Here is a 21,634-nt window from a genome sequence, read left to right as displayed (position 1 = left end):
CGGTGGGGGCCAGCGGGCCGGATCATGGGCGGGGCCGTCTGCCGCAGCCAGCCCCCAATGCGAACGAGAGAGGTGTGCGAGGACGGCGTGTCCAGGATAGAAGCGGTCGCCGCATGGGGCGCATGGCAGCATCCGTCAGCGCAAGCGGGGCCGCAGTCCGGGCAGGCGTCGTCCATGTCCACTGGTGTTTCGACCGCTTCGACGACGTCCACGGCGTTGGGCGAATAGGTGACGCTGTCGGCGCAAATGTGCGAGGCAAAGGCCGGAGCGGCGAAGGTCATCGCCAGGACAATGGCGCATCCCAGGCCCAGTCGGCCGATTATCCTATCCAGGAATCGAAGCATCGCCAGAGATCCTAGCACGGCATGTGATGCGAGCCCGGATGACGCCATGCCGCAGGGGGGACTCAGGACCGAATGACAGCTCCCCGTACCGCCGGATGACCTGACGGGCGCGTCGGCGGAGCGGTCACAACCTCGCCGCGAGGCTGAGGTTCTGTAGTTCGGTTGAAGCAAGGTCGGGCTTGTTCGGCGGGGTGATGCCGGTTTGTCGCTCTATGATGCTCTGGCGCCCGGGTCACCCGCCTCTGCTGCAGGGCGCACCAGCGGGGCGATATAGTCTTCGGGCGGCAGGGCGTCGTCGCGGACAAGCGGCGCGATGTAGTCTTCCGGCGATCGGCCGTCCTCGCGCACCAGGGGCGCGATATAGTCGTCATCCGAACCGCTGTCGTTACGCACGAGCGGGGCGATGTAGTCCTCGTCCCTCCGGACAAGCGGAGCCAGATAGTCCTCCTCCGCCTGGGCGCGTGGGCGTCTTGAACGTGACGGTTGACCGCCATCGGTGATCGCGAAATGGGCCTCCAGTTCGTCCATCTCGCTCTGGTGGCGCTTTCGGACAGGGATGCTGATGGACTGACAGGCGGCGATCGCCTGATCCAGGGCGTTCGAGTGTCGGTCACCACCCAGATAGTTCTGGGCAAGCTGCGCGTGGGCGGCTTCGAACCGTGCATCGCATTGCGCGGTCAGGGTCCGCTCTTCCTGCTGCTGCCGGGCTTCCAGTGCGAGGAACGCGGCGGCGTAGCCGGGAGCCCGGCCTTCGCCCAGCCGGTCGAGCAGCCAACGGTTGAGACGTGCGCGCACGCTGGCCAACTGCCCCGTCGCCCGCCGGAGATTGGCCCGTTCGGCGGCCGTGGCCGAGCCTGACTGGTTGATACGGTTCTGGAGGCTGTCCCGGGCTTCCTCGAAGCTGCGGAAGGCGTCCTCCAGCTCGGCGTGAAGCTGATCACCGCGCTCGTTGATCAGCACTTGTTGGGCGCCCTCGGCAGCCTCGATCGCCTCGTTCGCAGCCCTGATGATGACGTTGGCATCAGTCGGAGCCGAGGTGGTCGCCTGCTGAATTACGCGCATGCCGAGGCCGCGCGCGGTGTTGATGTAGTCGCTGAGGGCGGCGACCTCGGCCCGTTGCTGGGCTGGAACGGAGGCGAGGCGAGACGGCAGGGTCTGGGAAAACGGGGTGGGGGACGACACCGAAATCACACCGGCGGCCGGCGACGGCTCAGCTTGAGCGCCAACGCCAGCGCTTGCGCGGCCACTCGGAGGCGCCTCGTCGGCGATCCGGCCTCCATTGCGACGGATCAGGTCCTCCATCCGCACGACCAGCGCCAGACAGGCCGCCTCGTCCGAGCCGACCAAGGCCTCAGCTTCGGAATAGTATTCGTTCAACTGATCGTTCACACGATAATCGACCTCAGCCGGCATGAGCCCCACAGCGTTGGCGGCTTTGGCTAGGCGCGCCTCGCATCCGGCCCAGGCGATCTGGGGCGAGATGAGAACGAGGGCTCCAGCAGCAAGCAGTGATAAGCGGGTCATGATGCGGAACTCCAAGGTTACTCGACGCCTGCATTCAGCGCTGTGTTCCTGGCTAGCCGCTTGCGACGAAGCGCCGGGTTCGTGCGATTGAAGCGTTTCTGAGCTCACATCAATGTTGGCGGCTTCGTAGCCCTGCTAGTGATGGATCATGACCGGATCTGCCCGCCTTCCGCTCGAAACCTGGGGTCGCCGTTTGATGGCGCGGGCGGAGGCGTGGGCGGATCGCTCTCGCCCGCGCCGGTGGGCCTATGAGTTCCTGTGGTTCGGGTTGAAGCAGGGGTGGGCGTGTCTGTTCGGGGGGCTGATGCTGGCGCTGATCCTGGGCACCTTCTTGTGGTGGCCGGATGGGGTTGGGGTGTCGCGCTATGACTTTCTGGTGGTCGGGGCGCTGGTGATCCAGGCGGGGATGCTGCTGTTCCGGCTGGAGAGCTGGGAGGAGGCGCGGGTCATCTTCCTGTTCCATGTCGCCGGGACGATCATGGAGTTGTTCAAGACGGCGCACGGGTCGTGGATCTATCCCGAGGACAGCATCCTGAGGATCGGGGCGGTGCCGCTGTTCTCGGGCTTCATGTATGCGGCGGTCGGCAGCTATATCGCGCGGGTCCAGCGCATCTTTCACATTCGGGTGCGGGGGTATCCGCCGCTGTGGGTGACGTGGCTGCTGGCGGCGGCGATTTACGTGAACTTCTTTGCGCACCACTGGCTGCCGGACGTGCGGCTGGCGCTGTTCGCGGCGACGGCGCTGCTGTTCGGGCGGGGGTGGTTTTACTTCACCGCAGACCGGCGGCGGCGGTCGATGCCGCTGCTGCTGGGGTTCGGGCTGGTGGCGGTGTTCATCTGGTTCGCCGAGAACCTGGGCACGCTGGGGCGCGCCTGGGTCTATCCGGGGCAGGCGGACGGGTGGGAGATGGTGTCCCTGGCCAAGCTGGGGTCGTGGTTCCTGCTGATGATCATTTCCATCGTGCTGGTGTCGCTGGTGCACCGGCCGGAAGAAGAAGTCACGGCCGTCGCGTGACCTTGGTCGCCATGTCGGGGCGAGGCCGTTCCAGCGGGGCGTCCAGCAGGGTCCCGATGTGGATGAAGCCCGCGATCCTTTCGCCCGGCTGGATGCCGAACAGGGGAACGGCGGCCGGATCATAGGCGTACCAGTCGGTGATCCAGCTGGCGGAATAGCCGAGCGCGTTGGCCGCGTGCTCGATGTTCATGCAGACGGCGCCGGCCGACAGCTCCTGTTCCCACACCGGCACCTTGTGGCCCGGGATGGGGGTCGAGACGACCAGGATGGTCAGCGGCGGATTGGCCAGTTTGGCCAGCACGGCCAGGGCCTTGTCCGGCCTGTCCTGCGCCTCGGCCAGGGCGGCCAGCCGCTTGGCGATCTCGGCGCGGCTGTGCGGGCCCAAAACGACGAACCGCCATGGGAAAAGCTTGCCATGATCCGGCGTGCGGGCGCCCAGCAGCAGGATCTCGTCGATCTCAACCTCGGACGGACCCGGCGCGATCAGGCTCTGGGCCGGGGCGGAGCGGCGCCGGGCCAGTCGCGCCTTCAGTTCGTCGGACGGGCGGGGCAGGGGCAGGGCGGCGCCGAAATCAGTCATGACGCCTAGCTAGGATTTCACCGCGCCCGGCGCCATAGGCGAGACATGAGCAAGATCGCCGACATCACGCCGCGCTGGGCCGAGCACCTGCCCGAGCCGCCACGCTGGACCAGCCATGGCGACAGCGTGGTGTTCGAAAATCCCTGGATGACCGTCACCCGTCACCCGGCCACGGCGCCGACAGGCATGGCGGCGGACTATGTCGTGATGCGGCCGAAGAACGTCGGGACCGGGGTCCTGCCGATCCATGACGACGGGACGGTGACCCTGATCGGCCAGCACCGGTTCGCTCTGATGCGCTATTCGTGGGAGATGCCCGAGGGCGGGGCGCCGATGGACGAGGATCCGTTCGACGCCGTGCGCCGCGAACTGGCCGAAGAGGCGGGGCTGGCGGCCGCGCACTGGGCGCCCGCGCTGGACGTGGACCTGTCGAACTCGATCACCGACGAGCGGGCGATGACCTGGATCGCGTGGGGCCTGACGCCGGTGCCGACCGACCCGGACCCGACCGAGGTGCTGGTCGAGGCGCGCGTGCCGTTCGGCGACCTGATGGCCGAGATCGCACGCGGGGCGGTGCGGGACAGCCTGACGGTGGCGACGGCGTACCGGGCCTACCATATGGCGCGGGAAGGGCAGCTGCCGCCCGCGCTGGCGGCGGCGATGCTGGAAGCGTAGAATGGCGCCGGAAAACGGAGGCCCCATGGCCGAGCTGAAAGTCGTGCCGACGGAACCCGATCTGTGGACGCAGCTGCGCGCCTCGGCCGAGGCCGCCGCGCGCGAGGAGCCGCGTCTGGCGTCGCAGCTGAACGCCGTCATCCTGGCCCACGACGACCTGGCGGGCGCGCTCAGCTTCCAGATCGCGCGCAAGCTGGCCGACGCCGAACTGGGCGCCATGACGGTGCGCGAGGTGTGTCTGTCGGCGTTCGAGGCCGATCCGGGCATCGTCCGCGCGGCCGAGGCGGATCTGCAGGCGGTGCTGGAGCGTGATCCGGCGATCCGGTCGCTGTTGCAGCCGTTCCTGTATTTCAAGGGCTTCCAGGCCTTGCAGGGGTGGCGCGTGGCGCATTGGCTGTGGGGCGAGGGGCGCGACACCCTGGCCTTCCATTTCCAGAGCCGGATATCCGAGCTGTTCCAGGTCGACATCCATCCGGCGGCGCGGTTCGGCGCGGGCATCTTCATCGACCACGGCACCGGCGTGGTGATCGGCGAGACGGCGGTGGTCGGGGACGAGGTGTCGATGCTGCACGGCGTGACCCTGGGCGGGACCGGCGCGGACCGCGGCGACCGCCACCCCAAGATCGGCAAGGGCGTGCTGCTGGGCGCCGGCGCCAAGGTGCTGGGGAACATCACGGTCGGCGACTACGCCAAGGTGGCGTCGGGGTCGGTGGTGCTGAAGCCGGTGCCGGCGGGATGCACGGTGGCGGGGGTGCCCGCGCGGCTGGTCAACTGCCCGACCGACGCGGCGCCGGCGCGGACGATGGACCATACGCTGGCCGACATCGTCTACGACTTCGTCATCTGAGGGTTTCAATCGCCGGGCGGCTTCTCTAGGGTCCGCCGCCGACAGACCAAACGAGGCCTACCTGTGAAAGACACCGACCTGAAGCGCGTCGAGACGCACCTGAAGCGCACCTTCAACCACGGGGGCATTCAGGTGAAGGCCCGCAAGGTGACCGATTCCGCCGAGGTCTATGTCGATGACGAGTTCATCGGCGTGGTCTTCGAGGACGAGGATGAGGCCGGCTCCTACATGTTCGAAATGGCCATCCTCGCGGAAGACCTGCCCCCGGCCTGAACCGACTGACAGACGAACAAGAAAAAGGCCGGAGGGGCGAACCCTCCGGCCTTTCTCTTTGGCGATGACGCCGATCTTAGCGTTTGCCGAATATGGCGTCGGCGAAGCGGGCGAAGAAGCCCTTGGGCGCCGACTTGGCGGCCGAAGCGGCGGGCGCGGCGGCGGCAGCAGGCTTGGGCGCTTCCACCGGCTTGGGCGCAGCGACCGGAGCGGCGACGGGCTTGGCGACCGGCTTGGGCGCCGCAACCTTGGGCGCAGCCGCCTTAGGGGCAGCCTTGGGCGTGGCGGTCCTGGCGGCCGGCTTGGCGGCGGCTTTCGGCGCGGCTTTTGCGGCGGGCTTGGGAGCAGCAGCCTTCTTCGGCGCGACGGCCTTCACGGCAGGCTTGGCGGCGGCCTTGGGCGCAGCCTTCGGGGCCGTGGTCTTGGGCGCAGCGGCCTTGGCGGCAGCGACCTTGGGAGCAGCCTTGGGAGCCGCTTTTTTGACCGGCGCCTTGGCGGCGACAGGCTTGGCGGCGGGCTTCACAGCCGCCTTCGGCGCGGCGGCTTTCGTCGCCGGTTTGGCGGTTACGCTCGACTTTGCCGCCGGTTTCGGCTTGGAAGCGGCAGACGCTGGTTTCGACTTAGACGGTGCTTTAGCCATGAACTCCCCGACCCCTCGGAATACGCGAATGCCAAGTGCACCCGCCGCGATTGCGATTCGGCATAATAACGGGGTTTGAGAAATGTCCGAGTCTGCTGTTCAGGTTATCGCGCGCGGCCCCCGCGAGGTGGCTGAGACCGCCGCCGCCGCCATCGACGCCGATGTGCTGCTGGAAGGCGCGACCTATTCCATCCTCGAGGAAGACGAGGATCGGGGCGTCTGGCGCATCGACGCCTTCCCGACCACGGACGAGGAGGCCGCCGGGATCGAGGCGACGCTGCGCGCCCATGACGGGCTTGAGGTGGTGGTCGAGAAGCTGGCCGACGCCGACTGGCTGGCCATGAGCCTGTCCGGCCTGCCGCCGGTCGAGGCGGGGCGGTTCTTTGTCTATGGCGCGCACGACCAGGGCAAGGTGCCCGAGGGGCGGGTGAACCTGAAGATCGACGCGGGCGCCGCCTTCGGCACGGGTCACCACGGCACGACCGTCGGCTGTCTGGAGGCGTTCGACACGCTGTTGCAGACCGAAACCTTCGACAAGGTGCTGGACGTCGGCTGCGGCACCGGGGTGCTGGCCATCGCGGCGGCGAAGACGGGATCGCCCGTCGCAGTCGGCACCGACATCGACGAGCCCTCGGCCCGCATCGCCAACGAGAACGCCGAGATCAACGACGCCAAATGCGAATTCTATTTCGCCGACGGCCTGAGCGATCCGCGCATCGCGCAGCACGCTCCCTATGACCTGGTGTTCGCCAACATCCTGGCCGCGCCGCTGGTGCATCTGGCGCCCGACATCGGTCAGGCGCTGAAGGCGGGCGGGGTCGCGATCCTGTCGGGCCTGCTGCGGACGCAGGAAGAGCGGGTGCTGGAGGCGTATCTGCCGCTGGGGTTCGTGGTCGAGCAGACGATCCACCACGATGCGTGGAGCGCGCTGCAACTGCGGAAGAAATAGGGCGTAATTTCTCCCTCCCCTTCATGGGGAGGGTGGTCGCGAAGCGACCGGGTGGGGAGGGCGATGTGATGCTGGGCGCGCGGATGCTCAGCCGGGCCGCCCCCACCCGGCTTCGGCCTGACGGCCTCAGCCACCCTCCCCATGAAGGGGAGGGAGAAGGGCGGGTCAGCCTCTCCCCAAAGTCCTCAGGGGGAGTATATGAACCCCATGCGCCAGACCTTCGACGAAACCACCGACCCGTCCTTTGGGGCCAAGCACCTGCCGCTGCTCCGCGCCGAGATGGCGAAGCAGGGCCTGGACGGCTTTCTGGTCCCGCACGAGGACGAGCACCAGAACGAGTACCTGCCCGACGCCAATGAGCGGCTGGCCTGGGTCAGCGGCTTTACCGGCTCGGCCGGCGCCGGGGTGGTGCTGAAGGATCGCGCGGCCGTCTTTGTCGATGGCCGCTATACGGTGCAGGCCAAGGCCCAGACGGATGAGGCCCTGTTCGAGCGCGTGCCGTTAAACGGTCAGGTCGCCTGGCTGGAGGGCGTGCCGTCGGGCTCGGTCATCGGCTATGACCCGCGCCTGCACAGCCCCGACGCCCTGGCCGCGCTGAGGGCGGCGGTCGAGAAGGCGGGGGCGAGCCTGAAGGCTGTCGACGCCAATCCGCTGGACCTGGCCTGGGGCGCCGCCCGCCCGGCCCAGCCGCAGGCGCCGGTGGTCCCTCACGAAGACCGCTATTCCGGTGAGGCCGCCGCGTCCAAGCGCGCCCGCATCGGCAAGGCCATCGCCGCCAGGGGCGCCGACGCGGCCTTGCTGACCGCGCCCGCGTCGCTGGCCTGGCTGTTCAACATTCGCGGGGGGGACGTGATCCGCACGCCGTTGCCGCTGGGGCAGGCGGTGGTGCGCGCGGATGGGTCGGCCAGCGTCTTCCTGGATCCGGCCAAGGTGACCAACGCACTGCCCGCCTGGCTGGGCGACGCCGTGACGCTGGAGGCGCCGGAACGCCTGCCGGACGCGCTGGACGCGCTGTCGGGCCAGAAGGTGCTGATCGATCCGGCGCAATCCTCGGCCTGGTATTTCGATCGGCTGGAGGCGGCGGGCGCGACGGTGGTTCGCGGCATGGACCCCTGCGCCCTGCCGCGCGCGCAGAAGAACGCGGTCGAGATCGAGGGCAGCCGTCAGGCGCACATCCGCGACGGCGCGGCCCTGACCCGCTTCCTGCACTGGGTCGATACGGTGGCCCAGGCGACGCTGCCGGACGAACGGGCGGTGGTCGAGGCGCTGGAGGGATTCCGCGAGGCGACGGGGATGCTGAAGGACCTGTCGTTCGACACCATCGCCGGGGTCGGCCCCAACGGCGCCCTGCCGCACTACAAGCCGGTCGGGGCCAAGATCCGGCCGATGGAGAAGGGCAGCCTGCTGCTGGTGGATGGCGGCGGCCAGTATCTGGACGGGACCACGGACGTGACCCGCACCATGGCCATCGGCGAGGGGACCGACGATCAGCGTCGGATGTTCACCCTGGTGCTGAAGGCGCATATCGCCATGGCGGTGATCCGCTTCCCGGTCGGCACGACGGGGCACCAGCTGGATGCGGTGGCGCGCCAGCCGCTGTGGAACACGGGCTTCGACTATGACCACGGCACCGGCCACGGTGTCGGGTCATATCTGGGGGTGCACGAGGGGCCGCAGCGCATCGCCGCCTATGCCAACACCCAGCCGCTGCTGACCGGCATGATCCTGTCGAACGAGCCGGGATACTATCGCGAGGGCGGCTGGGGCATCCGCATCGAGACGTTGCAGGTGGTGACGGAGCCCACGCCGATCCCGGGCGGCGAGCGGCCGATGCACGGGTTCGAGCAACTGACCCTGGCGCCGCTGGACCGCCGGCTGATCGCGGTGGACATGCTGACGGCGGACGAGCGCGCCTACGTCGACGCCTATCACGCCGAGGTGCTGGCCAAGGTCGGACCGCTGCTGGCCGACGGGGTTCAGCGGGATGACGCCGCGCTGGCCTGGCTGAAGACGCAGACCGCGCCGCTGAAACGGCCCTGACGCGCTACTGAATCCGCGTCCAGACCTGCGTCCTGCACAGCGGCGCGAAGATGCAACCGCGCAGGCGCAGGGTATTGTCGTTCGTCAGAGTGATGGTTCCGCGATAGACGCCCCCGTCTGCCGGATTATGGACCGAGCCGCCCCGCCATTCTGTCGGGCTGCCGGTGAAACCCGGCAGCATCGTCAGTCCGCGCAGGGTTGGCGAGACCAAATCAAGGCGTCCGCCGTGTGTCAGACCTTCCTGGGCCGGGCGGAGGAGCAGGGACTGTAGCCGCCCGCCTGCAGCCGGCCGACGCTGATGCCCGCCGCTTGCGCCAGGCTGGCGGCGCAAACTGCGCTGTGCATCCGCAGGGTTTCCAGCGCGACCGAAGCGCAGGCGTAGGCGTCTTCGGCGGCGTCGTGGTGTTTGAACCGGATGCCCAGTTCGGCGCAGACGTTGTTCAGCTTGTGCGAGGCGAAATCAGGCCAGGTGATCTGGGCCAGCTTGACGGTGCACAGATAGTCGAACTCGGGATAGGCGATGCCGTAATGGTCGCAGGTGTTGCGGATCACGCTGACATCGAAGGCGGCGTTGTGGGCCAGCACCGTCCGGCCCTTGAGGCGCGGCGCGAAGGCGGCCAGCACGGCGGGGAATTCCTCGGCGTCCTCGACCTGTTGCGGGCCGATGCCGTGGAAGGCGATATTGAAGCGGGCGAACCGCATGCCCGGCGGGCGGATGTAGTGATGCTCGACAGACTCGATCCGTCCGTCATTGATCCAGGCCAGACCGATAGAGCAGGGGCTGGCGCGCTGCTCGTTGGCGGTTTCGAAATCGATGGCGACGGCGTGCATCAGGCGGCCGAAGTCCCGCCGATCAGGTTCAGCCACTCGTCCTCGGTCAGCACCCGGACGCCGTGCTTTTCGGCGTCCTTCAGCTTGGACCCCGCGCCCGGCCCGGCGACGACATAGTCGGTCTTTTTCGACACCGAGCCGCTGACCTTGGCGCCCAGGCTTTCGGCGCGGGCCTTGGCCTCGTCGCGAGTGAAGCGTTCCAGGGAGCCGGTGAAGACCACGGTCTTTCCCGCCACGGGGCTGTCGGCCGTGGGGGCCGCCACGTCCTCGACCCGATCCAGTTCGGCCAGAAGGGCGTCGACCACGGTCAGATTGTGCGGCTCGTGGAAGAAGTGAGCCAGCGCCTCGGCGGCGACGGGGCCGACGCCGGACACGCCCGCGATCTGGTTCAGGATATCGGATGGGCCCTGTTCGCGCGCTACGGCGACCCAGCGGACTACGCCGATCCAGTCGCCCGCCAGCTCGCCCAGCGAGCGGCGCGCGGGGGCGGCCATGCCGGGGAAGGCGAGGGCGATCTTCTGATCCAGCGGCGCATCCGGCCATGGATCGGCGGTGGGCGGCGTCGCCTCGGCCATCAGGGTCATGACGCGTGGCGAAATGGCGTGGGTCGCCGCCAGCGTCTTCCAGTCGTCGCTGGCCAGACCGTCAGCGGCGGCCATGCAGGCGCTCTGGAAGGCGCTCCAGCTGCCGAAGGCGCGGGCCAGCACCAGCGAGGTCTGCTCGCCGATCTCGCGCACGCCCAGGCCGAAGATCAGGCGGTCCAGACTGATGGTCCGGCGGGCGTCGATCCCGGCGATCAGGTTGCGGACGCTGGTCTCGCCATAGCCATCCTCGGCCCGCAGCAGGGCCAGTTTTTCCTCGTCGCGGGCCAGGCGGAAGATGTCCGCCGGCTCCTTGATCCAGCCGCGCGCGTGGAAGGCGATCAGCTGTTTTTCGCCAAGACCTTCAATGTCGAAGGCGCGGCGGCTGACAAAATGCTTTAACCGCTCGACGATCTGGGCGTCGCAGATCAGGCCGCCGGTGCAGCGGCGTTTCACCTCGTCCCCCTCGCGCACGGCTTCCGAGCCGCAGACGGGGCAGGTGGTGGGGAAGGCGAACGGAACGGCCCCCGCAGGGCGCAGGGTTTCGACCACGCCAACGATCTGGGGGATCACGTCGCCGGCGCGTTGCAGGACGACGGTGTCGCCGATCCGCACGTCCTTGCGGACGATCTCGTCCTCGTTGTGCAGGGTGGCGTTGCGCACCACGACGCCGCCGACGGTGACTGGATGCAGGCGGGCGACGGGGGTCAGGGAGCCGGTGCGGCCGACCTGGATGTCGATGCCTTCCAGCATGGTCGTGGCCTGCTGGGCCGGGAATTTGTGGGCGATGGCCCAGCGGGGGCTGCGGGCGATGAAGCCCAGCCGCTGCTGCCAGTCCAGCCGGTCGACCTTGTAAACCACGCCGTCGATGTCATAGCCGAGGCCGCTGCGGTCGGTTTCAAGCCCGCGATAGACGTCGATCAGACCCTCGGCGCCTTCAACGCGGGCCGACCGCGTGTTGACCTTGAATCCCCACGACCGGAACGCCTCCAGCGCGCCGTGTTGCGTCTCGGCGAACGGGGCCGAGGTCTCGCCCCAGGCGTAGGCGAAGAAGGTGAGGGGCCTCTGCGCCGTGATCGTGGGGTCTTTCTGGCGCAGGGAACCGGCAGCGAAATTGCGGGGGTTGGCGTAGGTGCGTTTCCCCTCGGCCTCGGCCATCGCGTTGAAGGCGTCGAAGGCGGCGTTGGGCGCATAGACCTCGCCCCGGATCTCGATCACGTCGGGCCAGCCCGAGCCGGTCAGGGTCTGCGGAATGTCGGCGATGGTGCGCAGGTTGGCGGTCACGTCCTCGCCGGTCTTGCCGTCGCCGCGGGTGGCCCCTCGGACCAGCACACCCTTTTCGTAGCGCAGGCTGGCGGACAGGCCGTCGATCTTGGGCTCGGCGACGAAGGCGATCGGTTCGTCGCCCGGCAGTTTCAGGAAGCGGGCGATGCGGGCGACGAAGTCGCGCACCTCGCCCTCGTCGAAGGCGTTGTCCAGCGACAGCATGGGCACGCCGTGGCGGACTTCTGCGAACTGGGTGGAGATTGCTCCCCCGACTCGGCGGGATGGTGCGTTCGAGAATGTGAGCGTGGGAAATTCTGAGAGGATATCCAGCGACCTACGCTTCAGCACGTCATAGTCGGCATCCGAAATCTCTGGTGCATCCTCAGCGTAGTAGAGGTGCTCGTGTCGAGCCAACTCTTCTGAGAGCCAGGCCAACTCCGCCTTGGCTTCTTCGCGATTGAGAGAGTGAACTGGTTTTTCGAGCATGAGAATCGCGGACCGGCTTGTCAGGTAGCGAGTCTAGCACTCGACCGTTCCCCGGGTCGCCGGTGAAGCATGACAGGAATGTAATCTGACGCGGTCGCCATAGGGGTCTAGCGTCGCGGCAAATTCGCCGGAGCCGTCATGCGTCCCTTCACCAAACTCGCCGCCCTGACCTCGGTCGCCGTCGCCCTGACGCTGGCCGGCTGCACCACGCCCGCGCCGCCGCCGCCCGGCGCGCCGCCGGTCGCGGCGGCGAACTACGACCAGCTGATGGCCGACCTGCGCATCCTGTCGGCGGACGACATGGAGGGGCGCGACACCGGCGCGCCCGGCGGCGAGCGGGCTCGCGCCTATATCGTCTCGCGGCTGGAAGCGCTGGGCATCGCGGCCCCCGCCATGGGCCGCCTGCAACCGTTCGAGGCGCAGGGCCGCACCCGCGAGGGGCCGAAAACCTTCAACGGGACCAACATCCTGGGCGTCATCCCCGGCACGCGGGTGACCGACAAATACATCGTCGTCACCGCCCACTATGACCACGTCGGACTGAACGGCGGCCAGATCTTCAACGGCGCCGACGACAACGCCTCGGGCGTCGCCACCATGCTGGAGCTGGCCGCCCGTCTGAAGGCCGCGCCGCCCGAGCACAGCGTTCTGATCGTCGCCTTCGACGGCGAGGAGCGCGGCCTGCTGGGGGCCAAGCATTTCGTCGAGGCGCCGCCGGTGCCGCTGTCGTCCATCGTGCTGAACGTCAACTATGACATGACCGCCCGCGCCGAGAGCGACGGCAAACTGTGGGTCACGGGCACCTATCAGCACCCGAACCTGCGCCCCATCCTGTCGCCGATCCCGGCCAACGGCGCGATCGCCCTGGCGTTCGGCAAGGACACGCCGGAAGACAAGGGCGCCGACAACTGGGTCGAGGCGTCCGACCACGGCGCCTTCTACAAGGCGGGCCTGCCGTTCCTGTATTTCGGGGTGAATTATCACGATGACTATCACCGCCCCAGCGACGACTTCGACAAGGTCACGCCGTCGGTGTTCCAGTCGGCGACCGAACTGGCCATCGCCGGCTTCCGGGCGCTGGACGCGGCGCTGGATCGCTGAGCCGATGAAGCGTCTTTCCCTCGTATTGGCGGGCACCATCCTAGCGCTGGCGGCGTGCGACTCGCCCGTGCCCGGTTCAGCCTCGTCCGAGACGAAGGTTACGCAGCCCGCCTTCGCCCATACGCTGAGCGGAGATGTGTCGGGGTATTTCATTCCGCTGTGGCCCATCACGGTGGGCGAGTGGCGGCTGCATCACTTGTTCCTGGGCCAGCCGGCGGATTTCACCGCGTGGGAGAGCGGTGGCCGGTCGGGGCCGTTCGCGCCGGTGATGATCGAGTTCGAGAACACCGCCGGAACGCCGGTGCAGAGCGAGCTGGGCGAAAGCCTGCCGCGCTCGCGCGTGCTGCCTTCGACCTATGAGGTCACCGACGGGCGGGTGCGATTCAGCGGGCGGTCGGCTGATCTGGGCGAGGTGTCGTTCGACGGGCGACTGGATCAGGACGCCCTGGCCACGGCGCGTCGCAATCTGGGCGACGAGGGCCGGGTCGTGTCGGGAACGCTGAAGGTCGGAAACCGGACCTTCGACGGTGTGCAGATGAAGTGGTGGGCGGGGGACTGAGCCCCCGCCACCATCAGATCAGGCGACGGTCGCCTTGACGATCTTGCCCGGCGCGCGGGGCGGTTCGCCCTTGGGCAGGGCGTCGACGTGGTCCATGCCTTCGATCACTTCGCCCCAGACGGTGTACTGGCCGTCCAGGAAGCGGGCGTCGTCGAAGCAGATGAAGAATTGCGAGTTGGCGCTGTTGGGGTCCGAGGTGCGGGCCATCGAGCAAACGCCGCGAACGTGCGGCTCTTTCGAGAACTCGGCCTTCAGGTTCGGCTTTTTCGAACCCGAGGTGCCGGTGCCGGTCGGATCGCCGCCCTGGGCCATGAAGCCGGGGATGACGCGGTGGAAGACGACGCCGTCATAGAAACCTTCCGAGGCCAGCTCGGTGATGCGGGCGACGTGGCCGGGGGCCAGATCGTCGCGCAGCTTGATCACCACGTCGCGCTCGGCGCCGTCGCCGGTGTCCAGGGTGAAGGTCAGGGTTTGGTCGGCCATGGGGCGCTCCTTGTGAATGTGCGGGCCAGAATTATGCGCGGGTCATAGCCGCTGAACGCTGTCGCCGCTATGTGGGAAGCATGAGCGAAGACGAAAAGCCTGCCGAACGCCGCCGAATGGTGCGGCCGCCCACGGGCGGCACGGCCGCCGGGCGCGGCATGGGCCAGAAGATCAAGACCGCCGACACCAAGTCGATGTCCAGCCAGCAATGGATCAAGCGCCAGCTGGCCGACAAATGGTCCGAGCGCGCCCGCGCCGAGGGCTGGCGCAGCCGCGCGGCTTTCAAGCTGATTGAGATCGACGACCGGTTCAGCCTGATAAAGCGCGGCTCACGGGTCATCGATCTGGGCGCGGCGCCGGGTGGCTGGATCCAGGTGGCGCTGGATCGCGGCGCCACGGCGGTGGCCGGCGTCGACCTGCTGATGATCGAACCGATCCCCGGCGCGACCCTGATTCAGGCGGATTTCACCCATCCCGGCGTGGACCAGCAGATGATCGACGCCATCGGCGGACGGCCGGACCTTGTGCTGTCGGACATGGCGCACAACACCGTCGGCCATCGCCAGACCGATCACCTGAAGATCATCGCCCTGATCGAGATCGCGGCCGACTTCGCCATCCGCACGCTGAAACCGGGCGGGAATTTCGTGTCCAAGAATTTCCAGGGCGGCGACGCCGGCGGGGTGCTGGCGCGCCTGCGCGAGGAGTTCGAGACGGTGAAATACGTCAAGCCGGAATCCAGCCGCAAGGGCAGCGCCGAGGTCTTTCTGGTCGCGCTGAACAAGCGCTAGCGGCAGATCGCCTCATCCGGGCAGTGGTGAGGGTTTGTTCTTGAACCCTTGCTATTCGGGACGGATGCGAGGGGCTTATCTACTCAGTCGAGTGATCCTTGGACCGGCGCGCGCCGATCGCGCCCGTGCGCGCGAGGAGACGCGGGACATCGCCCATTTGCCGGATCGACGGATGCTGGCGAATGCCTATCTGCCGGCCGTGGCCGAGGCGGGCGGGCGCATTCTGTGGGTCGGCACCCGTCCTTATACCGCCGAGAACTACGCTGTTCTGGCGTCCGGCGGCGGGGAGGTCTGGACCACCGACGTCGATCCCCAAGCCGCGCGCTGGGGCCAGTCGGGGCGGCATCGCACGGGTGATGTCTGCGAGATCGACCGCCTGTTCAGCGACATGATCTTCGACACCATCATCTTCAACGGGGTTCTGGGTTTTGGCGTAGATGCGCCGGAGGATCAGCAACGCGCGCTAACGGCGCTGGCGAAGATACTGCGTCCGGGCGGCCTGATGCTGCTGGGATGGAATACGGACAGGATCGACGATCCGGTCGCGGCGGGTCTTACCGATGAACTATATGCCAGGACGGATTTTGCGGGGCAGCCCTCGCGGGTGGCGTTTCCGGATTCGACGCACGTCTATGACGCCTTCCGGCGCACGTCGATCTAGGCGGTCGCCGCTTCCGTGGCCCGACGCGCCTTGCGGGCCTCGATCCGGGTCCAGATGCGGTCGTGCAGGGTGAAGAACAGGGTCTGGACCAAAGGCTCGACCGTGCCGATGGCCAGGGCCAGGCGGATGTCGCGCGTCAGGGCGTAGGCGACCAGCACCGCCACCGCGAAATGCATGACGCCATAGGTGACCGTCTTGACCGCGATCTGTTTCAGATTGCGGGGCAGGGCGTGGCTGTGGCCGTGGTGGCCATGGGCGCGGTTCTGTTCGTGCGCGTCCATCAACTCCAGACGGGCGGTGAAGGCCTCGGCCGTCTCTTCGACTCCGGACAGCATCCGCCGCCGCTCGACCCGGTGCCAGACGCGGTCGTGGATGGAATAGGCGATGGTCTGGAAGAAGGGCTCGACCACGCCGACGGCCAGGGCGATACGCCAGTCGCGCGTCAGGGCATAGGCCACCAGGATCGCGACGATCAGGTGCATGACGCCGTAGCTGGCGATCTTGAGCGCCATCCGCCGGGCCGTGCTGATCAATATGCGAACCATTATCAGAACATGTGGCTGTGAAGCCCGCCTTTCAAGCCAATTTCTCTTATCGTTACGATAGGTCCGACGCGGGGTTGCGGTTCCGCCCAATCGGGCGTTATACGCGGCCCGCAAAACGGAGACTCCTCATGGAGATACGCGAAGGCCTCACCTTCGACGATGTTTTGCTCGAACCCGGCCCTTCCGAGATCATGCCCGCGATGGCGGACGTCTCGACCCGGCTGACGCGCGACATCAAGCTGAACATCCCGCTGCTGTCGTCGGCCATGGACACGGTGACCGAAAGCCGGCTGGCGATCGCCATGGCGCAGGCCGGCGGTCTGGGTGTGCTTCACCGCAACATGACGATCGAGGAGCAGGCCGATCAGGTCCGCGCCGTGAAGCGTTATGAAAGCGGCATGGTTATCAACCCGGTGACGGTGACGCCGGACACGACTCTGGGCGAGGTTCGCCAGATCGTCGAGCGCAAGAAGATCAGCGGCTTCCCCGTGGTGGACCCCAAGACGGGCCGGCTGGTGGGCATGCTGACCAACCGCGACATGCGGTTCGAGAACGACCCGTCGATCAAGGCCGCGACCCTGATGACCACGGGCGACCTGATCACCGTGCGCGAAGGCGCCGGCCGCGAAGAGGCGCAGAACCTGCTGCGCACCCGCAAGATCGAACGCGTCATCGTGGTCGACGAGGATTATCGGGCCGTCGGCCTGATCACCATGAAGGACATCCAGAAGGCCCAGGCCTTCCCCAGCGCCGCCAAGGACGAGCAGGGCCGCCTGCTGGTCGGCGCGGCCTCGACGGTTGGCGACGCGGGCTATGAGCGGGCCATGGCGCTGGCCGAGGCGGGCTGTGACGTCGTGGTGATCGACACCGCCCATGGCCACTCGGCCTCGGTCGCCCAGGTGGTCGAGCGCATCAAGCGCGAGAATAACCGTCTGCAGATCATCGCCGGCAATGTCGCCACCTATGACGCCACCCGCGCCCTGATCGACGCGGGCGCCGACGCGGTGAAGGTTGGCATCGGCCCCGGCAGCATCTGCACCACACGCATCGTCGCGGGCGTGGGCGTGCCGCAGCTGACCGCCGTGATGGACGCCGCCCGCGCGGCCCGTGACAGCGGTTCGCCGGTCATTGCTGATGGCGGCATCAAATATTCGGGCGATCTGGCCAAGGCCATCGCGGCGGGCGCCTCGGTCGCCATGATGGGCTCGATGTTCGCCGGCACGGATGAGAGCCCCGGCGAGGTCTTCCTGTACCAGGGCCGGTCTTACAAGTCGTATCGCGGCATGGGCTCGGTCGGGGCCATGGGCGCCGGTTCGGCGGATCGCTATTTCCAGAAGGAAGTCTCGACCGAGAAGCTGGTGCCCGAGGGGATCGAGGGTCAGACCGCCTACAAGGGTCCGATCAGCCCGGTCCTGCATCAGCTGGTGGGCGGCCTGCGCGCCTCCATGGGCTATGTCGGCGCCGCGACCATCAAGGACTTCCAGGATCGCGCCCGCTTCGTGCGCATCACCAATGCGGGCCTGCGCGAAAGCCATGTCCACGACGTGATGATCACGCGCGAGGCGCCGAACTACAGGCAGGGCTGATCCATGACGATCGAGCTTACCTGGCTGGCGCTGACACTGATCCTGGCTCTGGTGCAGATCTTCCTGCCTGCCGGCGCCCGAACGGCCGAGTTCGGCGCCAAATGGAACGCGGGGGCGCGGGATGACACGCCCGCCTCGACGCGGCCGCTGACCGGCCGCTTCGAACGGGCGCAGGCCAATCTGTATGAGACCCTGCCGCTGTTCATCGGCGCCGTGCTGATCGCCCATCTGGCGGACCGGAACGGCGCCCTGACCGCCTGGGGCGCCGCCCTTTATTTCTGGGGTCGCGTGCTCTTCGTGCCCATATACGCCCTGGGCATCCCCTATGTCCGGTCAATGGTCTGGATGGTTTCGTTCGCGGGCCTGCTCATGATCCTGACCGCCCTCTTTATCTGAAAGCCTGTATTGACCCCTTCCGCCCGCCTCGCCGCCGCCGCCTCCGTCCTGGACAGCATTACCCAGAGCCGTCAGCCGGCCGAGGCCGTGCTGAAAGCCTGGGGCCAGCAGAACCGTTATGCGGGGTCCAAGGATCGTCGCGCCGTCGCCGACCGGGTGTACCGCGTGCTGCGCGCCCGCGGCCGGCTGGTCTGGGCCATGGGCGGCCGCGAGGATGGCCGGGCTCTGGTCATCGGCTCGCTGTCGCTGATCGACGGGCTGTCTCTGGAAGAGATCGAAGCCCTGCACTCGGGCGAGGGTTATGGTCCCCGCCCGCTGTCGAAACAGGAGCGGTCGCGCATCACCGCCCCGGCGGGCGAGCTGCCCGGCTGGGTCGCGGCGGGCCTGCCCGAGTTCGTGGTCGAGGATTTCAAGGCGACCTTCGGCGACCGCTGGGCCGAGGAGGCGCACGAGCTGATGGTCCCGCGCGCGCCCATCGACCTGCGGGTCAACGGCGCCGTGGCCACGGTGGAAGAGGTCGAGGCCGAGTTGCGCGCGGCGGGCCTAACGCCCGAGCGCACGCCGTGGTCCGAATGGGGGCTGCGCCTGACGTCCGAGCCGCCGCCGAACATCCAGGCGCTGGACGGCTTCAAGGCCGGCCGGTTCGAGATTCAGGACGAGGGCAGTCAGCTGGCCTGCTGGCTGGCGGCCGCGCAGCCCGGCACGACGGTGGTCGACTATTGCGCGGGTGGCGGCGGCAAGACGCTGGGCCTGGCCCAGGCCATGGCCGGGCAGGGGACTCTGGTCGCCGGCGATGTCGTGCAGAAGCGACTGAACAACATCCGGCCCCGGCTGGAGCGCGCCGGGATCGAGGCGGACCTGCGCCTGCTGGGTCAGAACGGCGGCGGGATCGAGGATCTGAACAATCAGGCCGACCTGGTCTTCGTCGATGCGCCGTGCTCGGGCTCGGGCACCTGGCGCCGTCATCCGGAGGACGCCTGGCGTCTGACCCCGGACGAGGTCGAGCGCCTGCATGCGTTGCAGGTGCGTATCCTGGGCCAGGCGGCGCAGCTGGTGCGGCCGGGCGGGCGGCTGGTCTTCGTCACCTGTTCGATGCTGAGCCGCGAGAACGAGGCCACGGCCGATGCGTTCGAGGCCGCGCACGATGACTTCCGGCCTGTTCCGATCGCCGACGCTCTGACGGCGCCCGGTCTGACCGACGCCGCCCGCGCACGACTGGGCGAACTGGCGCAGGGGCATCGGCTGCGGCTGTCGCCGCTCACCGCCGGGACCGACGGCTTCTTCGTCGCCCTGTACGAGCGGGCGGCATGACGGGCGCCGGCCCCCGGGATGGCGTCGGCGAAATCGCCGTCCTGCCCGTCATGGCGGCCGAGCAGGAGTACGGCCCGGCCCTGCGAGAGCGTATCTCGCCCCTGATCACCGGCATCGGCCCGGTCGAGGCGGCCATCGCCCTGACCGCCACCCTGTCGCGGCTGGAGGCGGGGGATTCCATGCCGGACCTGATCGTGTCGCTGGGCTCGTGCGGGTCGCGCGATCTGGAGCACGCGGCCGTTTATCAGGTGTCGCAGGTCGGCTATCGCGACATGGACGCCAGCCCGCTGGGCTTCGCCAAGGGGGTGACGCCGTATCTGGACCTGCCGTCGGTGCTGGCGCTGCCGTGCCCCGTGCCGGGGATTCCGACCGCGCGGCTATCGACCGGGGGGGACATCATCTCCGGCGCCGCCTATGACGCCATCGCCGCCGACATGGTGGACATGGAGACCTATGCCCTGCTGCGCGTGGCCCAGACCTTCGGCGTGCCGCTGGTCGCCCTGCGCGGCGTCAGCGACGGCCGGACCGATCTGACCGCCCTGGACGACTGGACCGCGACCCTGGGTCAGGTCGATCGCAACCTGGCCCTGGCCTGGGACAAGCTGACCGAGGTGATGGGCCGTGAGGGGCTGAGCGCCCTGGCCTGTGTGCCCGCCCTGCGGCTTGATCCCGCTGTCTTTGACAGCCAAGAACCGACACCCTCCACGCCCGCTTCGGACTCCGAGACCTGATGACCGCGCCGCACATTCCCGCCTTGGCCCACGAAGCCGTCCTGATCGTCGATTTCGGCAGCCAGGTGACCCAGCTGATCGCCCGGCGCCTGCGCGAGGCGAACGTCTATTGCGAGATTCATCCGTTCGACAAGGCCGAGGCTGCGGCCGACGTGCTGAAGCCCAGGGCCATCATCCTGTCGGGCGGACCAGCCAGCGTGCTGGAGGCGGACAGCCCGCGCATCGGCAAGAAGCTGTTCGATCTGGGCCTGCCGATGCTGGCCATCTGCTACGGCCAGCAGCTGCTGTGCGACGTGCTGGGCGGCAAGGTCGAGGGCGGCCATCACCGCGAGTTCGGCCGCGCCGAGATCGGCCGAAATCTATCGCAACTTCCTGTTCGGCGTGGCCGGGCTGAAGGGCGACTGGACCATGGCCGCCTATCGCGACGAGAAGATCGCCCAGATCCGCGAACAGGTCGGCGACGCCAAGGTGATCTGCGGCCTGTCGGGCGGTGTCGACAGCTCGGTCGCCGCGGTGCTGATCCACGAGGCCATTGGCGACCAGCTGACCTGCGTCTTCGTGGACACCGGCCTGCTGCGCAAGGACGAGGCGACCCAAGTCACGACGCTGTTCCGCGAGCACTATAACATTCCGCTGGTGCACGTTGATGCGTCACAGGATTTCCTGGGCGCACTGGCGGGGGTTTCGGACCCCGAGACCAAGCGCAAGACCATCGGTCGCCTGTTCATCGAGGTGTTCGACCGTGAATCCGCCAAGATCGAGGGGGCCGAGTTCCTGGCCCAGGGCACGCTGTATCCCGACGTGATCGAAAGCGTCTCGGCCTCGGGCGGTCCGTCGGCGGTGATCAAGAGCCACCACAATGTCGGCGGCCTGCCAGACTATATGAAGCTGAAGCTGGTCGAGCCGCTGCGCGAACTGTTCAAGGACGAGGTCCGCGCCCTGGGCCGCGAACTGGGCCTGACCGACGCCTTCGTGGGACGCCACCCGTTCCCCGGACCCGGCCTGGCCATCCGCATCCCCGGCGAAATCACGCCCGAGGCCGTCGCCACACTTCAAGACGCCGACGCCATCTATCTGGAAGAGATTCGCAAGGCCGGTCTGTACGACGACATCTGGCAGGCGTTCGCCGTGCTGCTGCCGGTCAAAACGGTCGGCGTGATGGGCGACGCCCGGACGTATGAAAAGGTGCTGGCCCTGCGCGCCGTCACCTCGACCGACGGCATGACCGCCGACTTCTACCAGTTCCCCTGGGATGTTCTGGCGAAAACGGCCACGCGGATCATCAACGAAGTCCGCGGCGTCAACCGCGTCGTCTATGACGTGACCTCCAAGCCCCCCGGCACCATCGAGTGGGAGTGAGGGGCTGTGATCCATGGAGGCCTTCCGCGCGTATTGGCCGGAATGCTGACGGAACTGCGC

The 21,634-nt window shown here is 68.0% G+C and carries 23 protein-coding genes and 1 pseudogene; 15 read left to right on the top strand and 9 right to left on the bottom strand.

The window, feature by feature from the left end:
- Both EON91_RS06585 and EON91_RS06580 read right to left on the bottom strand, forming a co-directional pair.
- The coding region (locus EON91_RS06585) for a hypothetical protein (RefSeq protein ID WP_292092689.1) at positions 1 to 344 on the bottom strand (344 nt) is incomplete at its 3' end.
- Between the two features lie 210 nt (positions 345 to 554).
- Positions 555 to 1,883 (bottom strand): hypothetical protein, encoded by a 1,329-nt coding sequence (locus EON91_RS06580; RefSeq protein WP_292092688.1) that lies wholly within the window; start codon positions 1,881 to 1,883, stop codon positions 555 to 557.
- Positions 1,884 to 2,016: 133 nt separating this feature from the next.
- Between EON91_RS06580 and EON91_RS06575 the strand changes: the two genes are divergently transcribed.
- On the top strand, positions 2,017 to 2,883 hold the full coding sequence (locus EON91_RS06575) for a DUF817 domain-containing protein (RefSeq protein WP_292092686.1): 867 nt from the start codon (positions 2,017 to 2,019) through the stop codon (positions 2,881 to 2,883).
- Here the strand turns inward: EON91_RS06575 and EON91_RS06570 are convergent.
- Complete coding sequence (locus EON91_RS06570; RefSeq protein WP_292092684.1) at positions 2,867 to 3,463, bottom strand: nitroreductase; 597 nt, start codon at positions 3,461 to 3,463, stop codon at positions 2,867 to 2,869. The two genes, EON91_RS06575 and EON91_RS06570, sit on opposite strands and share 17 nt — an antisense overlap.
- A 45-nt stretch (positions 3,464 to 3,508) precedes the next feature.
- On the opposite strand from EON91_RS06570, the gene EON91_RS06565 reads away from it, so the two are divergent.
- From EON91_RS06565 to EON91_RS06555, 3 genes are all read left to right on the top strand, one after another.
- Positions 3,509 to 4,138 carry an NUDIX hydrolase gene (locus tag EON91_RS06565; protein ID WP_292092683.1) on the top strand — a complete coding sequence of 210 codons (630 nt, stop codon included), beginning with the start codon at positions 3,509 to 3,511 and terminating at the stop codon, positions 4,136 to 4,138.
- 25 nt (positions 4,139 to 4,163) lie between these two features.
- Positions 4,164 to 4,985, top strand: coding sequence for a serine O-acetyltransferase (gene cysE / locus EON91_RS06560; RefSeq protein ID WP_292092681.1), 822 nt, complete (start codon positions 4,164 to 4,166; stop codon positions 4,983 to 4,985).
- 63 nt (positions 4,986 to 5,048) lie between these two features.
- Entirely contained in the window at positions 5,049 to 5,258 is a 210-nt protein-coding gene (locus EON91_RS06555; protein WP_292092678.1) for a DUF3126 family protein, read from the top strand.
- 76 nt (positions 5,259 to 5,334) lie between these two features.
- Here the strand turns inward: EON91_RS06555 and EON91_RS06550 are convergent, their stop codons facing one another.
- Positions 5,335 to 5,781 (bottom strand): hypothetical protein, encoded by a 447-nt coding sequence (locus EON91_RS06550; RefSeq protein ID WP_292092676.1) that lies wholly within the window; start codon positions 5,779 to 5,781, stop codon positions 5,335 to 5,337.
- A gap of 199 nt (positions 5,782 to 5,980) precedes the next feature.
- On the opposite strand from EON91_RS06550, the gene EON91_RS06545 reads away from it, so the two are divergent.
- Positions 5,981 to 6,847: a 50S ribosomal protein L11 methyltransferase gene (locus EON91_RS06545; protein WP_292092674.1), complete on the top strand. Its 867-nt coding sequence runs from the start codon at positions 5,981 to 5,983 to the stop codon at positions 6,845 to 6,847.
- A gap of 207 nt (positions 6,848 to 7,054) precedes the next feature.
- Positions 7,055 to 8,887: an aminopeptidase P family protein gene (locus EON91_RS06540; RefSeq protein WP_292092672.1), complete on the top strand. Its 1,833-nt coding sequence runs from the start codon at positions 7,055 to 7,057 to the stop codon at positions 8,885 to 8,887.
- Positions 8,888 to 8,891: 4 nt separating this feature from the next.
- Here EON91_RS06540 and EON91_RS06535 read toward each other — a convergent pair whose 3' ends face one another.
- The 3 genes from EON91_RS06535 to ligA are packed head-to-tail and all read right to left on the bottom strand — an operon-like array spanning position 8,892 to position 12,051.
- On the bottom strand, positions 8,892 to 9,098 hold the full coding sequence (locus EON91_RS06535; protein WP_292092671.1) for a DUF2147 domain-containing protein: 207 nt from the start codon (positions 9,096 to 9,098) through the stop codon (positions 8,892 to 8,894).
- Positions 9,099 to 9,118: 20 nt separating this feature from the next.
- A complete protein-coding gene (locus EON91_RS06530; RefSeq protein ID WP_292092695.1) occupies positions 9,119 to 9,718 on the bottom strand; it encodes a 3'-5' exonuclease in 600 nt (199 codons plus the stop codon).
- Entirely contained in the window at positions 9,718 to 12,051 is a 2,334-nt protein-coding gene (ligA, locus tag EON91_RS06525; RefSeq protein ID WP_292092669.1) for an NAD-dependent DNA ligase LigA, read from the bottom strand. The genes EON91_RS06530 and ligA overlap by 1 nt, the downstream gene beginning before the upstream one ends.
- 138 nt (positions 12,052 to 12,189) lie before the next feature.
- On the opposite strand from ligA, the gene EON91_RS06520 reads away from it, so the two are divergent.
- On the top strand, positions 12,190 to 13,152 hold the full coding sequence (locus EON91_RS06520; RefSeq protein ID WP_292092667.1) for a M20/M25/M40 family metallo-hydrolase: 963 nt from the start codon (positions 12,190 to 12,192) through the stop codon (positions 13,150 to 13,152).
- A gap of 4 nt (positions 13,153 to 13,156) precedes the next feature.
- On the top strand, positions 13,157 to 13,711 hold the full coding sequence (locus EON91_RS06515) for a hypothetical protein (protein ID WP_292092664.1): 555 nt from the start codon (positions 13,157 to 13,159) through the stop codon (positions 13,709 to 13,711).
- Positions 13,712 to 13,729: 18 nt separating this feature from the next.
- On the opposite strand, the gene EON91_RS06510 is transcribed toward EON91_RS06515, so the two are convergent.
- Positions 13,730 to 14,194, bottom strand: a complete 465-nt coding sequence (locus EON91_RS06510; protein WP_292092661.1) for a peptidylprolyl isomerase — start codon at positions 14,192 to 14,194, stop codon at positions 13,730 to 13,732.
- An 80-nt stretch (positions 14,195 to 14,274) separates the two neighbouring features.
- Here EON91_RS06510 and EON91_RS06505 point away from each other — a divergent pair, with 80 nt between their 5' ends.
- Both EON91_RS06505 and EON91_RS06500 read left to right on the top strand, forming a co-directional pair.
- A complete protein-coding gene (locus tag EON91_RS06505) occupies positions 14,275 to 14,985 on the top strand; it encodes an RlmE family RNA methyltransferase (RefSeq protein WP_292092659.1) in 711 nt (236 codons plus the stop codon).
- A 172-nt stretch (positions 14,986 to 15,157) separates the two neighbouring features.
- Positions 15,158 to 15,646: a class I SAM-dependent methyltransferase gene (locus EON91_RS06500; protein WP_292092657.1), complete on the top strand. Its 489-nt coding sequence runs from the start codon at positions 15,158 to 15,160 to the stop codon at positions 15,644 to 15,646.
- Here the strand turns inward: EON91_RS06500 and EON91_RS06495 are convergent.
- Complete coding sequence (locus EON91_RS06495; protein WP_292092654.1) at positions 15,643 to 16,191, bottom strand: DUF2061 domain-containing protein; 549 nt, start codon at positions 16,189 to 16,191, stop codon at positions 15,643 to 15,645. The two genes, EON91_RS06500 and EON91_RS06495, sit on opposite strands and share 4 nt — an antisense overlap.
- A gap of 128 nt (positions 16,192 to 16,319) precedes the next feature.
- Between EON91_RS06495 and guaB the strand changes: the two genes are divergently transcribed.
- The 5 genes and pseudogenes from guaB (at position 16,320) to guaA (ending at position 21,574) form a co-directional block, all read left to right on the top strand.
- Positions 16,320 to 17,777, top strand: coding sequence for an IMP dehydrogenase (gene guaB / locus EON91_RS06490; RefSeq protein WP_292092651.1), 1,458 nt, complete (start codon positions 16,320 to 16,322; stop codon positions 17,775 to 17,777).
- 3 nt (positions 17,778 to 17,780) lie between these two features.
- The gene (locus EON91_RS06485) at positions 17,781 to 18,173 is read left to right on the top strand and encodes an MAPEG family protein (RefSeq protein ID WP_292092650.1); all 393 of its coding nucleotides are present in this window, start codon (positions 17,781 to 17,783) and stop codon (positions 18,171 to 18,173) included.
- Positions 18,174 to 18,182: 9 nt separating this feature from the next.
- Positions 18,183 to 19,484, top strand: a complete 1,302-nt coding sequence (locus EON91_RS06480) for an RsmB/NOP family class I SAM-dependent RNA methyltransferase (protein ID WP_292092648.1) — start codon at positions 18,183 to 18,185, stop codon at positions 19,482 to 19,484.
- Positions 19,481 to 20,215, top strand: a complete 735-nt coding sequence (locus tag EON91_RS06475) for a 5'-methylthioadenosine/S-adenosylhomocysteine nucleosidase (RefSeq protein WP_292092646.1) — start codon at positions 19,481 to 19,483, stop codon at positions 20,213 to 20,215. The genes EON91_RS06480 and EON91_RS06475 overlap by 4 nt, the downstream gene beginning before the upstream one ends.
- Positions 20,215 to 21,574 (top strand): annotated as a pseudogene (guaA, locus tag EON91_RS06470) (glutamine-hydrolyzing GMP synthase). Before EON91_RS06475 ends, guaA begins: the two are co-directional and overlap by 1 nt.
- Positions 21,575 to 21,634: the final 60 nt, after the last annotated feature.

Origin of the sequence: Brevundimonas sp. (assembly GCF_004210735.1) — a bacterium.
Classification (GTDB): Bacteria; Pseudomonadota; Alphaproteobacteria; order Caulobacterales; family Caulobacteraceae; genus Brevundimonas.
The sequence above is the reverse complement of the archived record's forward strand: the minus strand, read 5'-3'. Positions and strand labels throughout refer to the sequence as shown.

Excerpts from the sequence above, each read along its gene's own strand:
- EON91_RS06505 (WP_292092659.1), top strand. The coding sequence starts at position 14,275 with ATGAGCGAAGACGAAAAGCCTGCCGAACGCCGCCGAATGGTGCGGCCG.
- EON91_RS06495 (WP_292092654.1), bottom strand. The coding sequence starts at position 16,191 with ATGGTTCGCATATTGATCAGCACGGCCCGGCGGATGGCGCTCAAGATC.
- ligA (WP_292092669.1), bottom strand. The coding sequence starts at position 12,051 with ATGCTCGAAAAACCAGTTCACTCTCTCAATCGCGAAGAAGCCAAGGCG.
- EON91_RS06565 (WP_292092683.1), top strand. The coding sequence starts at position 3,509 with ATGAGCAAGATCGCCGACATCACGCCGCGCTGGGCCGAGCACCTGCCC.
- EON91_RS06485 (WP_292092650.1), top strand. The coding sequence starts at position 17,781 with ATGACGATCGAGCTTACCTGGCTGGCGCTGACACTGATCCTGGCTCTG.
- EON91_RS06575 (WP_292092686.1), top strand. The coding sequence starts at position 2,017 with ATGACCGGATCTGCCCGCCTTCCGCTCGAAACCTGGGGTCGCCGTTTG.
- EON91_RS06510 (WP_292092661.1), bottom strand. The coding sequence starts at position 14,194 with ATGGCCGACCAAACCCTGACCTTCACCCTGGACACCGGCGACGGCGCC.
- guaB (WP_292092651.1), top strand. The coding sequence starts at position 16,320 with ATGGAGATACGCGAAGGCCTCACCTTCGACGATGTTTTGCTCGAACCC.
- EON91_RS06475 (WP_292092646.1), top strand. The coding sequence starts at position 19,481 with ATGACGGGCGCCGGCCCCCGGGATGGCGTCGGCGAAATCGCCGTCCTG.
- EON91_RS06545 (WP_292092674.1), top strand. The coding sequence starts at position 5,981 with ATGTCCGAGTCTGCTGTTCAGGTTATCGCGCGCGGCCCCCGCGAGGTG.
- EON91_RS06570 (WP_292092684.1), bottom strand. The coding sequence starts at position 3,463 with ATGACTGATTTCGGCGCCGCCCTGCCCCTGCCCCGCCCGTCCGACGAA.
- EON91_RS06530 (WP_292092695.1), bottom strand. The coding sequence starts at position 9,718 with ATGCACGCCGTCGCCATCGATTTCGAAACCGCCAACGAGCAGCGCGCC.
- EON91_RS06540 (WP_292092672.1), top strand. The coding sequence starts at position 7,055 with ATGCGCCAGACCTTCGACGAAACCACCGACCCGTCCTTTGGGGCCAAG.
- EON91_RS06520 (WP_292092667.1), top strand. The coding sequence starts at position 12,190 with ATGCGTCCCTTCACCAAACTCGCCGCCCTGACCTCGGTCGCCGTCGCC.
- EON91_RS06500 (WP_292092657.1), top strand. The coding sequence starts at position 15,158 with ATGCTGGCGAATGCCTATCTGCCGGCCGTGGCCGAGGCGGGCGGGCGC.
- cysE (WP_292092681.1), top strand. The coding sequence starts at position 4,164 with ATGGCCGAGCTGAAAGTCGTGCCGACGGAACCCGATCTGTGGACGCAG.
- EON91_RS06515 (WP_292092664.1), top strand. The coding sequence starts at position 13,157 with ATGAAGCGTCTTTCCCTCGTATTGGCGGGCACCATCCTAGCGCTGGCG.